The organism is Peptoclostridium acidaminophilum DSM 3953 (assembly GCF_000597865.1).
Taxonomy (GTDB): Bacteria; Bacillota; Clostridia; order Peptostreptococcales; family Peptostreptococcaceae; genus Peptoclostridium_A; species Peptoclostridium_A acidaminophilum.
Genome location: NZ_CP007452.1, coordinates 613,480 through 629,384, shown reverse-complemented (window position 1 = coordinate 629,384; position 15,905 = coordinate 613,480). Strand labels below are relative to the sequence as shown.

Genomic DNA, 15,905 nt, shown 5'->3' with positions numbered 1-15,905 from the left:
CTCATTCACGACCATTTTTTCGCAAAGGCACTCGATAAAGTTCGTCCCGGGGGCGTTGTCGCTTTTATCACCTCGAAAGGCACAATGGATAAGCAATCCCCTGAAGTTCGCAAATACCTTGCACAACGTGCCGAGCTTTTAGGGGCAATCCGACTTCCCAACAACGCCTTCCTTAAAAATGCAGGCACGGAAGTCACCAGTGATATTCTGTTTTTACAAAAGCGCGACAGGCCGATTGATGTGGATCGAGATTGGATTTACCTTGATACAAATGAAGATGATATAACCCTCAACAGATACTTTGCCGACCATCCTGAAATGGTTCTTGGAAAGATGGAGATGAAAAGCGGTCAGTTCGGTATGGAAAGTACCTGTTCGCCAGTTCCCGATGTTGACCTTTCCGAGCTGCTAATGACAGCTATGGCAAACATCGATGGCATTATTCCTGAAGCAGAGCTGCCTGATATCGAAATAGGTACATCTACTTCGCTTCCTGCCGATCCTACGGTAAAAAACTTTTCCTATACCCTTATAAATGGTGAAGTCTACTACCGCGAAAACAGTCGCATGGTGCGCCCTGAGTTGAATCAAATGGCTAAGGAACGTATTAATGGATTGGTGAACCTAAGAGAGTGTGTTAATGACCTTATCCGATATCAGCTTGAAGATTATGGGGATGAGACAATCCAGCAGGAACAAGCTCGTTTAAACTACCTTTACGACAGCTTCACCTCAAAATATGGCCTTATTAATAGTCGTGGCAACAGTCTTGCCTTTGGCGAGGACAATTCTTATTATCTCCTTTGTTCTCTTGAGGATGTAGATGAAAATGGCAATCTGAAGACAAAAGCCGATATGTTCACCAAACGCACGATCAAAAAACGGGCTGACATTACTTCCGTTGATACTGCAAGTGAAGCATTGGCTGTATCCATTGGAGAAAGGGCAGTAGTGGACATGTCATTCATGGCAAAGCTCACAGGCTTAACGGAAGATCAGCTTGCTGAAGAACTACAGGGCGTTATCTTTCGTCTGCCAGATCTACAGAACGAAGATAAGCCCACCTATGTCACTGCCGATGAGTATCTTTCTGGAAATGTCCGTGAAAAGCTTAGAACTGCAAAGCTTGCAGCAAGGCTATCTGATACTTATCTACCCAATGTCTCTGCACTAGAAGCAGCGCAGCCGAAAGACCTTGAAGCATCAGAGATAGATGTCCGACTTGGTGCAACTTGGATTGACAAAAGCTATATCGAACAGTTCATGTATGATCTATTTGATACCCCATGGCGGAATCAAGGCGATATCGAAGTAAAATACGCACCTTTTACTGCTGAATGGAACATCACCAATAAAAATAGTATCGGCTATAACAATGTAGCCGCTTATGTAACCTACGGCACCGACAGAGCAAATGCCTACCGCATTTTGGAAGACACTCTAAATCTTCGTGACATTCGTATCTACGACACTGTAACAGATCCCGATGGAAAGGAACGACGCGTGCTCAACAAGGATGCTACCACCTTGGCACAGCAAAAACAGCAGACTATAAAAGCGGCTTTTCAAGAATGGATTTTCAAAGATGCAGACAGGCGGCAAACCCTTGTCAGGCAGTACAATGAAAAATTCAATTCTATCCGCCCCCGTGAATATGATGGTCAACACATTAAGTTTGGCGGCATCAATCCCGAAATCGCCCTCAGACCCCACCAAGTCAACGCCATTGCTCATATTCTTTATGGCAACAACACCCTCCTCGCCCATGAAGTCGGTGCAGGAAAGACTTTTGAAATGGTAGCTGCAGCAATGGAAAGCAAACGCTTAGGTTTATGTCAAAAGCCTCTCTTTGCAGTGCCCAACCATTTGACCGAACAATGGGCAAGCGAGTTTTTAAGGCTTTATCCTGCCTCAAACATTTTGGTTGCTACAAAAAAGGACTTTGAAACAAAAAACCGCAAAAAATTCTGTGCTAGGATTGCCACCGGAGAGTATGATGCAGTCATCATCGGCCACAGCCAGTTTGAGCGCATCCCTATGTCCATAGAACGGCAGGAACGCTTACTCCGTGAGCAGATTGATGAAATCATTGATGGTATTGAAGAAATCAAGGCAAGCGGTGGTGAACGCTTTACAGTCAAGCAACTTGAACGTACCAAAAAAGGACTGGAAGAACGGCTAAAAAAATTGGAGGCTCAAGAGCGCAAAGATGATGTGGTGACATTTGAGCAGCTTGGTGTTGACAGACTCTATGTTGATGAAGCACATAGCTATAAAAACCTATTCCTATATACCAAAATGCGAAACGTGGCTGGACTCTCCACTTCTGATGCTCAAAAGTCCAGTGATATGTTTCTAAAATGCCGCTATATGGATGAGTTGACTGGCGGCAAAGGCATTGTATTTGCCACTGGCACACCTGTCTCAAACTCCATGACTGAGCTTTACACCATGCAGCGATATTTGCAGTACAACACATTACAGAAAAATGGGCTTACCCACTTTGATTGCTGGGCAAGCACCTTCGGTGAAACAGTAACAGCAATAGAGCTAGCACCAGAAGGCACTGGATACCGTGCAAGAACACGTTTTTCCAAGTTTTTTAATTTGCCTGAGCTTATGGCGATGTTCAAGGAAGTAGCGGATATCAAGACTGCTGATCAATTAGACTTGCCGACCCCAAAAGTAATCTATGAAACGGTTGCCGTAAAGCCTACAGAAGTTCAATCGGAGATGGTTAAGGAGCTATCAAAACGGGCAGCCGAAGTCCATGCGAATAAGGTTGATCCATCTATCGATAATATGCTCAAAATTACATCTGACGGTAGAAAGCTTGGGCTTGACCAACGGATCATCAACCCTCTCCTACCCGACGATGAAGCAAGCAAAGTTAATGCCTGTGTCAACAACATCTACCGTATCTGGCAAGAAGGCTCTGCAGATAAGCTGACGCAGCTTGTGTTTTGTGATATCTCCACGCCTAAAGGAAGGGCCATCATGCAGGACGATCGGGCGGCAAAGGCAGGTTCACAGACCATTAACGGTATTGAGCTTGCCGCACTTGAGGATAGTATGCCTGATTACGTTACTGAAACTGGCACTATTAGCTTTAATGTTTATGATGATATTCGAAACAAGCTGGTGTCAATGGGAATGCCAAAGCATCAGGTGGCTTTTATCCATGAGGCAAATACAGAAGTGCGGAAGAAAGAACTCTTTGCTAAGGTACGCACTGGCGATGTTCGTGTTCTGCTAGGCAGTACGGCCAAATGTGGTGCGGGTACAAATATTCAAGACCGTCTTGTCGCCCTACACGACCTTGACTGTCCGTGGCGTCCTGGAGATTTGACCCAGCGTTCAGGCAGAATTGAGCGTCAAGGCAACCTCAATGAACAAGTTGGGATCTACCGCTATGTTACTGAGGCGACCTTTGATGCATACCTTTGGCAGACTGTCGAAAACAAGCAAAAATTCATCTCACAAATAATGACATCCAAAAGCCCTGTTCGTTCTTGCGAGGATGTAGATGAGGCTGCTCTCTCCTATGCCGAAATCAAAGCGCTTTGTGCAGGCAACCCCAAAATCAAGGAAAAGATGGACCTTGATATCGATGTGGCGAGGCTCAAACTTTTAAAATCAAATCATCAAAGCAGCCAGTACCGTCTTGAGGATAATTTGCTGAAATACTTCCCTGAAAACATAGAAAAAACAGAGGCTACATCAAAGGCTTCGAGCAAGATTTGCAGACCCTGAAAGCACATATTCCAAAGGACGGGGAATTCATACCAATGCTCATTAAGAACGATACCCTAACAGATAAAGACAATGCAGGTGCAGCCCTCCTAGAAGCTTGTAAAGAAGTAAAAGGTAGTGAATCTGTAGAGATTGGAAGCTACCGTGGATTCTCCATGCATCTATCCTTTGACAGCTTCAACAGGGAATTTCAACTCACACTCAAGGGAACAATGAGCCATCCTACTAGACTAGGTATGGATGCCCGAGGCAATCTCATTCGTATTGATAATGTTCTTGCTTCTATGCCCGAGCGCTTAAAGGCGGTAACGGATCAACTGGACAATCTCTACAATCAGCAAGCAGCTGCAAAAGCAGAGCTAGGCAAGCCTTTCCCTCAAGAACAGGAGCTAAAAGAAAAAACCATACGGCTCTCTACCCTCGATGCTGAGCTTAATATGGATGCAGGCGGCCACGCCCCCTCCATTGATGCTCTATGCAAAAAAGACCGTCCCTCCATCTTAGACTGCCTAAAACAACCTCCCAAAATCGGCAAAGAGCTAAAGGTAAAGCATGAGAAAGAAATGGAGGCACGATAATGGCAAAAAGGGCACGAAATATTCAACTTCACTTTATGGTGACAGAACAGGAACGCAGTTTTATAGCAGAAAAAATGGAGCAGCTTAGCACGAAAAATTTAGGAGCCTATCTTCGCTGTGAATGCTAGTATAAGAGTGAGCCATTTAGTGCCTTTGTGCTAACCAAAAAGTGAGCCACTTTTCAAAAAACCTGTATACTAATCTCAAAGATTAGTGCAGGGAGGATGAAAGGTGTGATCATTGACGTGGACATTTACCAAAAGATTAGAGAAATGAGTACAATCCAGGGTATGTCTCAAAGGGCTATCGCTAAAACGCTCGGCATATCTCGCAATACCGTCAAAAAATATTGTGACGGTGACAGCGTTCCATGGGAACGCAAAGAATACAATCGTAAGGCAGACATTCTGACTGACGATGTATTAAAGTTCATTCTTCATTGCCTTGAGGAAGACAAATCCGAAAATATAAACAAACAGCAGCATACTGCAAGGCGCATATATCAACGGCTTGTAACTGAAAAACAGTTTGCCGGCGGCGAGTCAACAGTAAGATTGGCTGTAAAAAGGATTAAAGGGAATATTCCCAAGTCATTTATCCCATTGGAATTCGATCCGGGGGAAGCTCTCCAAATTGATTGGGGAGAAGCCACCGTGTATCTTGACGGGATTAAAAACAAAATCAATCTCTTTTGTGCAAGGCTATGCTTCAGTTGCGCAATTTTCGTAATGGCATTCAAGCACCAGAACGAGGAATCCTTCTTGGAAGGTCAACAGAAGGCATTTGAATTCTTTGGCGGTATTCCTCATAAAACAATATTTGATAATGCTAAAGTTGCAGTAAAAGAAGGCTTTGGCCAATACGCAAAGATTCAAAACAGGTACAAGGCCTTTAGCGCCCATTATGCATTTCAACCGTTGTTTTGCAACATTGCAAGCGGAAATGAAAAGGGCCTGGTTGAAAACCTTGTAGGATTTTCAAGAAGAAACTTCCTGGTTCCTGTTCCAAGGATAAAAAACTTATCAGAGCTGAATAGTTTACTATCAGAAAAATGCAACGAGTATAAGCAGCATATGATACAAGGACGTGAGGGAACTGTCGGTATGCGGCTCTTTCAAGAAGCATCATACTTCTACTCACTTCCAAAATACAGTTTTGATACAAGCAAAACTGCGATTGCAAAAGTAAATGAATACTCCACAGTAAGGTTTGATAAAAACAATTATTCAGTTCCGGCAACACTGATAGGCCAGGAAGCCACAATAAAGGCCTATGGCAACGAAATCAGAATACATCACAAGTCTGCAGTCGTGGCATCCTATGACCGCATCTATGGTCCAGGGGGCTACACCAGCTATACTCTGGAGCACTACATGCCACTTCTGGAACGAAAGCCACGCTCCGTATTCAACGCCAAACCTGTAAGGCAGGCTATTCAGAGAGACCTGCTTGAATGGGGAATGAAATTCCCAAATGCAAACAGGGATACTGTCAAACTTCTTCGATTGTGCCTTGATTATGGCACTGACAGGATAATCGGCATTAAAAACCAAATACCTGCTACGGTAAGTCCCACAATCGACCTGGTACGAAGTTACTTGGATGGTCCTGTATCAAACGGCGTAATATCGGTTGCAACGGATATCTCAGTTGATAATGTGGACCTATCGGCTTATGATGCCAAATTCAAAGTGGCGGTGAACGGATAATGGGTGAAATAAACGTGAAGGCACAGTCTATTTCTCTTTACTGCAAGCAGCTCAAGCTCCCTACCTTTTGTGATTATGAAAATATGATCCGTCAGATGGACACCAATATGAGCTATGAGGATTTCCTCCTTGCGCTACTAAGAGTTGAGAACGACCAGCGTCAGGAAAATAATCGCAAAAGGCGGATCAAAGCTGCAAAGTATCCATATTTGAAGACTCTTGATGAATTTGATACAAGCCGGCTTAAACATGTAAAAGAACCTTTTATTTTTGAGTTGTCTGAGTGCGACTACATAGACAAACATCAAAACATTGTAATGATAGGGAATCCCGGAACAGGCAAGACGCATCTTGCAATAAGCCTTGGCTTGAAAGCCTGCACCCTCGGATATTCCGTCAAGTTTTATAACGCCGCATCACTTGCAACTGAATTGGTCGAGGCCAGCGAGTACAAAAGGCTGGCAAAGCTTGAAAAACAGCTGTCTAAAGTTGATCTGCTAATACTAGATGAACTCTCATACCTAAGCTTTAACAGGCATCAGTCAGATCTGCTTTTCAAGGTAATCTCTGATCGATCCGAAAAAGGCAGCATCATAATAACCACAAATCTTGAATTCTCAAGATGGACAGAGCTTTTCGATAATCCAATAATGGTCGCAGCCCTAGTTGACAGAATAACATTCCGCTCCTATGTATTAAACATGAATGGCGATTCTTATCGAAAGGACAGCAACAGCAAATAAAAGATGAATTAAGGGAAATGAAGGCTAAACCCAATTTCCCTTCTTTATTACAATAAGTGGCTCAAATATTCATTAGCACAAATATGAAAATGGTATACTTTTTCATTAGCACAGGTGGCTCAGAAATTCACTAGCGCCTGGCTCAAATATTCATTGACATTCAGACTTCGCAAAATGGCGGTGGACGGCTATGTCATACAGCTTGATCTGTCCGATATTCGTGAATTAGTAAGTCTTCTTCGACGCACCAGTAACAGTTTAAATCAGCTCACAAAGCGCGTACATGAAACAGGCAGTATTTACAGTGATGACATTGAGGAATTAAGAAAAAGCTACGATAAACTTTGGGAGACGGCAGATGAAATACTCTGCCGCCTTTCTACAATTTAAAATCTGTATCATGGACAGACAGATAAGGCTTTGGTACGCTTGTCTTATAGAAATGGAGGTCGGTCTTATGAGAATCCTACTTAAAATACTTCTGTTCCCCATAACCCTTATGGTATCTATCCTATTACTGGTGTGCGAATTTATCTGTGTATTTAGCTCGATGCTGCTTTCAATTTTGGCATTTATCTTGTTCGCAATTGGACTTGCTACAATGTTGCTGTTGGGTGAAACAAATGAAGGATTAAGAGTCTTATTCATTGCATACATTATCAGCCCTTATGGTATCCCGATGCTCGCCGCTTGGTTCCTTGGTACAATAGGCGGGATCAATGAAAGGCTCAAATCTATTTGATACTAAGCACTTAGATCGGTGAATCTAGGTGCTGTTTTTTTGCAAAAGGAGGTGTTATCCTGGCTACCACACGTTTGATATCCATGCACCAAAACAAGGGCAAATCCATAGCCGATTGCCTTGCGGATCGTACTGATTATGCAAAGAATCCAAGCAAGACAAACGATGGCGAACTCATCAGTTCTTACGAGTGTGATCCCAAAACCATACAGGGTGAATTTCTCCTAGCAAAGCGACAGTATTCTGATATTACAGGCAGGCAGCAAGAGAATGATGTGATAGCCTATCAAATACGCCAGTCCTTTAAACCAGATGAGATTTCACCAGAGCTTGCCAACAAAATTGGCTATGAATTAGGCATGAGTTTTACGAAAGGAAACCACGCTTTTATTGTTGCAACTCACATCGACAAAGCCCATATTCACAATCATATTATCTTTAATTCCACTTCCTTGGACTGCACAAAAAAGTTCAGGGATTTTTTAGGTTCTGGAAAAGCAGTCCGCAAAATTTCTGATCGCCTTTGCCTTAAAAACAGTCTGTCTATCATCGAAAATCCAAAGCGTGGAAAGAATCATTATGGCAAGTGGTTAGGCGATAAAAAGTCTCTCTCCCACTCCGAAAAGCTACGCCAGATTATTAACGAAGTTCTTACAAAAAAGCCTGCGGATTTTACAGTCTTCTTAAAAGAAATGAAGCTGGCAGGCTATGAAATAAAACAAGGAAACTACATATCCTTCAAGGGAGAGAATCAAAAGAAATTCATTCGCCTGCGTTCTCTCGGTAATGGTTATTCTGAAGATGAAATCAAAGCAATAATCAGTGGCGAGAAAGCCCCGCCAAACAAGAAAAATTATCACCAAAAACCTCAGTCACGTGTCAATTTACTTGTTGATATACAGGCAAAATTACAGGCTGGCAAAGATGCTGGCTATGAGCAGTGGGCCAAAATTTTCAACCTGAAGCAGATGGCGCAAACAATAAACTTCTTAACAGAAAACAAGCTTCTTGCCTATGAGGATTTAGAGAAAAAATCTCTGAACGCCACCGATAATTTCAATCGCCTTTCTACAGAAATCAAGGCTGCTGAAAAGCGTATGGCAGAGATTGCTATACTTAAAGCCCACATCATTAATTACGCCAAAACCCGTGATGTTTATACTGCCTATCGCAAAGCAGGATACTCTAAAAAGTTCTATGAAGAACATGCTGCTGACCTTCTTTTACACAAGGCATCAAAGGCGACCTTTGATGAGCTTGGGCTTAAAAAGCTGCCAACGGTTAAGTCTCTGCAAGCAGAGTATGCCGAGCTGCTTTCCAAAAAGAAAAAAGCCTATGGGATCTACCACGCAGCAAAAAAAGAAATGCAGGAGGTACTAACCGCAAAGGCAAATATCGATCGCCTTTTACAGAGTGACCCTCCAGTAAAAGAGAATGAAAAAGCTCCAAATCAAAGATAACATTGCCCATATTATTTCAGCTCACGCAGTGAGCGTAGCCACACAATTCATTGTGTGTTCAGTGGGGATTGGGGATGCTCCCCAACAAGCAAAATCGCAAGGTGTGTACCACCTTGCCCTGCTTGCCACTTTTGTTTCAAGAATAAAAGGACATAACGAAAGTGCAATTGCGATTAATCTAAACATATTCATATTCACATCATTGCAACTGCAACCATTTATCACAAGATGTTGTGATTTTATTTATCTATTTGGCATGAAATCTTGTAAACATACGAAGTTTAATTTATACTATAATGGCTATAATGGTTATCACAACGCTAAAAAAACAGAGTCCTTAAAAGCTCTAAAAAGCGCTTATGAAGCAAAGTCAGCGATAAATGGGGAATAGATATGAAGATTAATTATAAAAAGTTATGGATCGAGCTTATAAATCGGGATATTAAGAAAAGTGATTTAAAGAAACTGACTGGACTATCAGCAGGAACAATAACCAAACTGAATAAAAACGAACCTGTTTCTATCACCGTATTACTATCAATTTGTGAAGCTTTACAATGTGACATCGGTGATATTTGTTCAGCGGTTTCAGATGGAAATGTTACAGATGACAATTGAAGTGTTCATCAAAAATGAAATGAAATTCATCATATATGGGAAACAAAGCAGCAATAAGAATTTTAATAAAGTTCGGTGTAAAATAAAGAATGTAGAATTACTGCTTGTTTGATCATATAAGGAGCATTCAACGATATGGTAGGTTTAAGCGCAATGAGCTATTTCACTTGTAAACTACGTACCGATGACTCCGAACGGAGCCTACACAAACAAAGCATATAGCCGAACTACGTACTGCCATAGAAAACGTCATATCACAAAAAAATTAGACACCGTAACTCAAAGGAGGGTTATGGTGTCTTTTCGTCTTAAACTCAAATCAAGATTTCTTGTTGTGTTTAATGCATCGGACCATTTTGGCTCGGTGCGTTTTTTTATTCAATCAATTTATAGGTTTTTCAGACTAAAATCCGGGCGTTCACCGCCGTCTGTCCTTTCAATCAGATTTTCAAAAATTGAAAGGATGGTCATATATGAAAACCATAAACCTAAGAAATATTTACCCTTATTACTTCACAGAAGATAAATGGATTGATGTGCCGGACGAACTGGGATAAGGTACAATAAGTTGCGCAAATTGGAAAATGGATAAAAAGAGACAAGGTTTGCAGCTCTCTGTTAGAATGAAGTTACCACACCACCATTCTGAAAGGAGACAGCAAACCATGTCCGAGAAAATTGTACAGCTTAACGAGGAAGTAATCAAGGGGCAAATCAGGGAATTAGTCCGTGGGAGCGTAGAAGAAACGCTCAACGGGTTGCTGGAGGCGGAGGCTTCGAAGCTAACACAGGCGGCGCGGTACGAGCGCAGCGAGGAGCGGCAGGGGTACCGCAGCGGTCATTACAGCCGAAACCTCGCCACCACCTCCGGCAATGTCACCCTCAACGTGCCCCGTCTCAAGGGGATCAGTTTTGAGACCGCCATCATCGAGCGCTACCGCCGCCGGGAGAGCAGCGTGGAAGAAGCGCTGATTGAGATGTATCTGGCCGGCGTCTCGGTGCGCCGGGTGGAGGACATCACGGAGGCGCTGTGGGGTACCAAAGTGTCACCCTCAACCATTAGTGAACTGAACAAGAAAGCCTACGTCCATATCGAGGCCTGGCGCAACAGACCGCTGCAGGGCGGGAAATATCCCTATGTCTATGTGGATGGCATCTATCTGCGCCGCAACTGGGGCGGCGAGTATCAGAATGTGGCCATTTTGGTAGCAATCGCAGTCAATGAGGACGGCTACCGTGAGGTTTTGGGCGCCGCTGAGGGCATGAAAGAGGACAAGGCCAGCTGGGTCAGCTTCTTTCAGTGGCTGAAAGGCCGTGGTCTGGACGGCGTGAAGCTCATTGTAGGCGACAAGTGCCTAGGGATGCTGGAGGCCAGCTACGAAGTATTTCCGGAAGCAAAATACCAGCGCTGCACGGTCCACTTCTACCGCAATGTGTTCTCTGTTGTGCCGAAGTCTAAGGTGAAATTAGTCGCCAAGATGCTCAAGGCCATCCACGCCCAGGAGAGCAAAAAGGCTGCCAGAGATAAGGCGAAAGCGGTGGTGGCCGAGCTTCAGGCAATGAAGCTCAAGGAGGCTGCCAAGAAAATTGAAGACGGCATAGAGGAGACGCTGACCTATGCGGAGTTCCCCTCAGAGCATTGGACGCGCATCCGCACCAACAATGTCATTGAACGGCTGAACCGGGAGATCCGCAGGCGCACCCGAGTGGTTGGCTGCTTTCCCGATGGCAATTCGGCGCTCATGCTAGTCTGTGCCAGACTTCGGCACGTGGCCGGCACCCAGTGGGGCAACAAGAAGTATATGAACATGAAGCATCTGGAGGCGGCTGTCGAAGACGCTTCCTTTGCCGGCTGACTTCATAATTTCAGAGACTGCAAACGAATTTGCGCATAAAGCTTGACGCTACCCGAACTGGCACAGATATTCGCAGATTATGCCAAAGCAGAGGAAACCTATGAACGAACAAAACGTCGCTATAAAGCTACATACTCCCTTGATCGTGAGGATGGGATTGAGCGAAATATTCTCTTCGTCTCGCTCTCTCCCCATGAGCTTTACGAGCGCAAACTGACCCAAGAACAACTTCATTCAGCGATAGCCTCATTGCCCGACAAGCAAGCAAAACGAATTTATGCTCATTTCTTTTTAGGCATGAGCAAAACAGCAATAGCAAGGGCTGAAGGAGTTAGCAAAGTATCAGTTTCAGAATCTATTGAAAGGGGGTTATGCTCAATAGAAAAGTTTTTGAAAAAGTTCCTCTAATCTCTTGGAGTAATAGTAATCCATAGGGGGCGTCATTGCTTCCCTGTGGATTTTCTATTCTGAATAAAACATCAAATTTTATTCTCTTCCAAGATGTCCAACATACAGCAATCTTAGGTTTGCAAGTCACGTTTGCCTGATGATTGTGCATCATGAAACTCTTTCAGGGTTGTCCAAAACGGTGATGGATCTTTAGAAAACCATCTGCCATATTTGTTTGGTAATTGCTTAGATCTGATCAGAACACACGCCTTCCTTGCTCTACTAACAGCCACAAAACAAAGCCTCCTAGCTTCATCAATCTTCCGTTGCGTTGTATCGTAGTAACCCGGGAAACTGTCTTTTTCCATACCAAGCATTATTACCACATCAAATTCTAGACCTTTTGCACTATGCCTTGTCGATAAAACAACCTGATTGTCAGGTATACCAAGACGTGTTAAGAATCCAATCGTCATAGCCGGTTCTGCTTGTTTCACGACTCTTATTAATTTTTTCATATTTTCGATTTCATCAGGAAACCGATCTGAACCATCAAAAACTTTTTTAAAATCAAGTTCCGTTAATACATGCCGTAGCCATTCAAAAAGATTATCTTTATACTGCCTGCTCACTTGTAAAACTCGTAATAGTGTTCGCCTCACAATTAGATTAAACTCATCGGAAATCATGTTATCCTGTTGGTGTGATATAAAATTCATCCAAGTCAGAAATATTTCATCAAATGACACCTGTGTCTTATTCTCAACCCAAGATGCACATTTCTGAAGCCATTGAATAGTTTCTGTATTCCTAAATTCTTGACGGGCCAAATATACAGCAATTCCTTCACTGTCAAACTTATCCTTCAATGCGTTCACTTCATCGTTTTTACCAACGAGTATTGCAATTTCGTGATAAGGAATTCCATCCGAATGAAATCTTTTAACCATTTCAATTGTTTGCTGATATTGTTCATCCATTCCACTCTCACACTCTATAAATTCCATAGAAGCAGGATAGTCTTTCAATACACCAGATGCTACGTAACCTCGTTGGGTATTTAAAACAAATTCCGAGGCATTTATAATAGTTTGTGCGCTTCGATAGTTGTTCAACAAGCGGATACACTTGATTCCTTTTCTTTGCGAGAGTTCATGGAGATAATCTGGAGCTGCACCCTGAAAATCGTATATCGACTGGTCAGCATCACCTACAGCGAATATTTTGATGTCAGACACGTCTAGTAAGGACAAGACTATTTCGTGTAATGGCCTGCCTAAGTCCTGATATTCATCAATAACGAACCAAGGAAATTTTGCCTCAATTGCCTTACGCACATAAGATTCATTTTGAATAAGCTCAACAGAAAATTTAACCATGCTAATAAAATCAATATAGCCGCTCTTTAATAACTTCTCTTCAAATGCAATTGCCGTTTTAAGCGCAACTTCATAACTTTCAATAGCAACTCGACTAATACCACTTATATTGCGAGTTCGCTCTTTATCCATTTCGGTTATTGAAGTCCCTCCTGGCGGATTTACATCGTCAAACAGCTTCTTTTTTTCCGCTTCCGATATAATCCGTATAGGATTTGGTATTCCATATTTAGGATATAGTTTAGCGAATGGAGTTAAGATTTCCGCGAGGCAAAAACTGTGGACTGTGCCCAAGAAAACATTTTTACGACTCCTTATTCCCAATTTTGAAAGCCTTGTTTTGAATTCACGAGCTGACTCAGTGCTATAAGTCAAACAAGCCAAGCCTCTCGGCTCAGCTATTAAATTCTCTAATAGATGCATGACTTTTAGTGTCAGTACTGTTGTCTTTCCACTTCCGGGTCCAGCTATAACAACTGTGCTGTCGGTCGATTCGTATGCTCGAAGCTGGTCTGCATCATTGGAGAGATCTTTCACCTTTTGTTTGAAATAATCATTCAATTTGACCTACTCCTCACGAGCTCAGTTATCTTAGCGATAGCTGCTTCAATGTATTCTGGCATCATATTATGCGTTACGCAGGATGAGAGCCGCTGCGAAAATCGTCCTTTCCCAATTTGACTATTGGAAGCCTCAATTTGCGCTAAACATCTATCGTATTTGCCTTCTGACATATTATTCTTAAAATTCTGCTTCTGCTGAGGGCCACCTGCAGTCAAATCATCAAAAACACTAGATATAATTTGCCCTTCAACTGTATCTGGACCTCCAGATTTACAGAAAATGTCAACTTCAAAAGTATGCTTTCCGATGAAAACCCCAATACTTTCAAAAAAATCAATCTGATCGTCAGTATCCAAATCTTCAAAGACTGTACCTTCTTCATACTCCGAAGTTACAAATGATTCAATTTTATCTTCAACTCCTGAAAAGGCTTTTGCACGGTCTATTCCAGCATAGCCGTACTCAACATCGTCTTCCGAGGCCATATCTCCGTACTTATTTTTCTCATCAACTCTGTGGTAATAGTCTCCATCAGTCACAATAATATATGGCAAACCCAATGCCCTAGCAAACTGACGATATGGTTCGAAATTTGTGGAGTTAATATTACAAACCACAACGCCTAAACGGTCTAAATCGTACTCCATGGTCTTAGCAAAACTAGGAATTAGATATTCCTCTGAAACACCTTCAACAAAAATGACACCTTTAGCCAAATAAATCTCTCCACGCTTAACATCGATATACCTCTCTAAATCAGCAAAATCTGAATCTGAAAGCCTTAATTGTGCAGTTGTCTTTACACTGGTGCCAGTGCTCTTGGATATCAGATGAACTATTGAAGTAATTGGCGCAACAGAAGAAATATGAGTTGAATGCGTTGTTATGATGACAGAGGCGTTTGACCGATTCATCACATGACGGTAAAGTAGTCGCTGATATAATGGATGCAGATGAGCTTCAGGTTCTTCAACTGCAAGAATGGTTACACCATTTGCGGTAGGAATGGTTTCAGTCATGAAATCATATAAATCATCTCTTTTTGCAGAATCCGTCAATACGGTATCATTTAAAGTGTACCCATTGATTTTTTCCACTTCAGAATAACAACTCTCAATAAGGTTGTTTTCGTCCTTTTCGACTAATTCTTCATAAAGCTCCTTTGGCAGATATGTCTTAATCGTCTCATCCTCAATTAAAAGAAGAATGAGTGCAATATAGAGTAGATTGTTTATCCCTAGACTGGTGTTTCCTGATTCCCTACTGTCAATCAAGGGGCGTAAGGCATACAGAAGCTTTGTCGCGTCAATATTCATCGTTTTCAAAGAAACGTCAAACTGGTCTTGGTTAAACGCCACCATTTGATTAAGCAACATATGAATTCTTGATTCAAGATCTTCAACTTGACCTATTTGAAGTGTATCTGCACCCTTTTCTTCAAGCGCTTTTGAGATCTCAGCGAGGACATCCTTGCTTATTGTATATTTCTGCTTGATAATCTGTGTTAACGGTGAAGTTTTCGAATTACGCATTTCAGATTCAACATCACGAATCGCCTTGATAACACGGATATTCAAATATTTTCTATCTTCATATGAGAATCGGCGAGTTTCGTCATCACCTTTAAAAATAATGAAATTATACTCGTTAATTTCACCATATTTTCGGTATGGATAGAACTTGTATGTTAACTTCAGCATTTCCTTCTCATTAAGTTTTACTGTAGCATCAGTCAGTTGAGCGAGCACATTCTTATTCTCTTCAAAGTTCGCGAACCAAAGTTCAATAAGAATCTGCTCTCCATTTTTCATTGGTTCATCTACACCTTCCCAAAAATCCGACTCCTCAAGCATTCGGTCCTTATCGGAAAGATTAGGATCAAGTATTAATTGCAGTGCATACAGCAAATTGCTTTTCCCAACTGCGTTTTCACCAATGATTACTTGTTTTTCATTTAACCAGAAGTCAGCGCAGCGAAAATTCCTGAAATTTTCGATATGCACTTTGCATATATATGGTTGTGTATTCATTATTCCACCTCTTTAAATTTCTTACTAACTGGCTACTGGCAACAAATTAAACAACTAATTGGAGTATCAATTTGGAAATCTGA

Annotated in this window: 12 protein-coding genes and 1 pseudogene; 11 read left to right on the top strand and 2 right to left on the bottom strand. The window is 42.2% G+C overall.

Annotated features, from left to right (window positions below; genetic code table 11):
- Positions 1 to 951: 951 nt before the first annotated feature.
- The 11 genes and pseudogenes from EAL2_RS16070 to EAL2_RS03210 form a co-directional block, all read left to right on the top strand.
- Positions 952 to 3,708: pseudogene (locus tag EAL2_RS16070) on the top strand (SNF2-related protein); the annotation flags it as partial.
- Positions 3,709 to 3,788: 80 nt separating this feature from the next.
- The gene (locus EAL2_RS16065; RefSeq protein ID WP_330375785.1) at positions 3,789 to 4,331 is read left to right on the top strand and encodes a hypothetical protein; all 543 of its coding nucleotides are present in this window, start codon (positions 3,789 to 3,791) and stop codon (positions 4,329 to 4,331) included.
- Positions 4,331 to 4,459 (top strand): hypothetical protein, encoded by a 129-nt coding sequence (locus EAL2_RS15680; RefSeq protein ID WP_330375784.1) that lies wholly within the window; start codon positions 4,331 to 4,333, stop codon positions 4,457 to 4,459. The genes EAL2_RS16065 and EAL2_RS15680 overlap by 1 nt, the downstream gene beginning before the upstream one ends.
- Before the next feature lie 96 nt (positions 4,460 to 4,555).
- The gene (gene istA, locus EAL2_RS03245) at positions 4,556 to 6,040 is read left to right on the top strand and encodes an IS21 family transposase (protein WP_201770168.1); all 1,485 of its coding nucleotides are present in this window, start codon (positions 4,556 to 4,558) and stop codon (positions 6,038 to 6,040) included.
- On the top strand, positions 6,040 to 6,783 hold the full coding sequence (istB, locus tag EAL2_RS03240) for an IS21-like element helper ATPase IstB (RefSeq protein ID WP_038601615.1): 744 nt from the start codon (positions 6,040 to 6,042) through the stop codon (positions 6,781 to 6,783). The genes istA and istB overlap by 1 nt, the downstream gene beginning before the upstream one ends.
- Before the next feature lie 400 nt (positions 6,784 to 7,183).
- Positions 7,184 to 7,525 carry a CD1845 family protein gene (locus EAL2_RS03235; RefSeq protein ID WP_158408875.1) on the top strand — a complete coding sequence of 114 codons (342 nt, stop codon included), beginning with the start codon at positions 7,184 to 7,186 and terminating at the stop codon, positions 7,523 to 7,525.
- A gap of 83 nt (positions 7,526 to 7,608) precedes the next feature.
- The gene (locus tag EAL2_RS03230; RefSeq protein ID WP_456299448.1) at positions 7,609 to 8,985 is read left to right on the top strand and encodes a relaxase/mobilization nuclease domain-containing protein; all 1,377 of its coding nucleotides are present in this window, start codon (positions 7,609 to 7,611) and stop codon (positions 8,983 to 8,985) included.
- Positions 8,960 to 9,376, top strand: coding sequence for a hypothetical protein (locus tag EAL2_RS03225; protein WP_025434984.1), 417 nt, complete (start codon positions 8,960 to 8,962; stop codon positions 9,374 to 9,376). The genes EAL2_RS03230 and EAL2_RS03225 overlap by 26 nt, the downstream gene beginning before the upstream one ends.
- A 2-nt stretch (positions 9,377 to 9,378) precedes the next feature.
- Entirely contained in the window at positions 9,379 to 9,603 is a 225-nt protein-coding gene (locus EAL2_RS03220) for a helix-turn-helix domain-containing protein (protein WP_025434983.1), read from the top strand.
- Between the two features lie 665 nt (positions 9,604 to 10,268).
- A complete protein-coding gene (locus EAL2_RS03215; protein ID WP_025434982.1) occupies positions 10,269 to 11,459 on the top strand; it encodes an IS256 family transposase in 1,191 nt (396 codons plus the stop codon).
- 42 nt (positions 11,460 to 11,501) lie between these two features.
- On the top strand, positions 11,502 to 11,867 hold the full coding sequence (locus EAL2_RS03210) for a sigma-70 family RNA polymerase sigma factor (RefSeq protein ID WP_025434981.1): 366 nt from the start codon (positions 11,502 to 11,504) through the stop codon (positions 11,865 to 11,867).
- 113 nt (positions 11,868 to 11,980) lie between these two features.
- Here the strand turns inward: EAL2_RS03210 and EAL2_RS03205 are convergent, their stop codons facing one another.
- Positions 11,981 to 13,789, bottom strand: coding sequence for an ATP-dependent helicase (locus tag EAL2_RS03205; RefSeq protein WP_025434980.1), 1,809 nt, complete (start codon positions 13,787 to 13,789; stop codon positions 11,981 to 11,983).
- Complete coding sequence (locus EAL2_RS03200) at positions 13,786 to 15,822, bottom strand: ATP-dependent nuclease (RefSeq protein ID WP_025434979.1); 2,037 nt, start codon at positions 15,820 to 15,822, stop codon at positions 13,786 to 13,788. Before EAL2_RS03200 ends, EAL2_RS03205 begins: the two co-directional genes overlap by 4 nt.
- Positions 15,823 to 15,905 lie beyond the last annotated feature (83 nt).

What these genes read in the sequence shown, in the direction of transcription:
- EAL2_RS16065 (WP_330375785.1), top strand. Translation starts at nt 3,789, where the DNA reads ATGCTCATTAAGAACGATACCCTAACAGATAAAGACAATGCAGGTGCA.
- EAL2_RS15680 (WP_330375784.1), top strand. Translation starts at nt 4,331, where the DNA reads ATGGCAAAAAGGGCACGAAATATTCAACTTCACTTTATGGTGACAGAA.
- istA (WP_201770168.1), top strand. Translation starts at nt 4,556, where the DNA reads ATGAAAGGTGTGATCATTGACGTGGACATTTACCAAAAGATTAGAGAA.
- istB (WP_038601615.1), top strand. Translation starts at nt 6,040, where the DNA reads ATGGGTGAAATAAACGTGAAGGCACAGTCTATTTCTCTTTACTGCAAG.
- EAL2_RS03235 (WP_158408875.1), top strand. Translation starts at nt 7,184, where the DNA reads ATGGACAGACAGATAAGGCTTTGGTACGCTTGTCTTATAGAAATGGAG.
- EAL2_RS03230 (WP_456299448.1), top strand. Translation starts at nt 7,609, where the DNA reads ATGCACCAAAACAAGGGCAAATCCATAGCCGATTGCCTTGCGGATCGT.
- EAL2_RS03225 (WP_025434984.1), top strand. Translation starts at nt 8,960, where the DNA reads ATGAAAAAGCTCCAAATCAAAGATAACATTGCCCATATTATTTCAGCT.
- EAL2_RS03220 (WP_025434983.1), top strand. Translation starts at nt 9,379, where the DNA reads ATGAAGATTAATTATAAAAAGTTATGGATCGAGCTTATAAATCGGGAT.
- EAL2_RS03215 (WP_025434982.1), top strand. Translation starts at nt 10,269, where the DNA reads ATGTCCGAGAAAATTGTACAGCTTAACGAGGAAGTAATCAAGGGGCAA.
- EAL2_RS03200 (WP_025434979.1), bottom strand. Translation starts at nt 15,822, where the DNA reads ATGAATACACAACCATATATATGCAAAGTGCATATCGAAAATTTCAGG.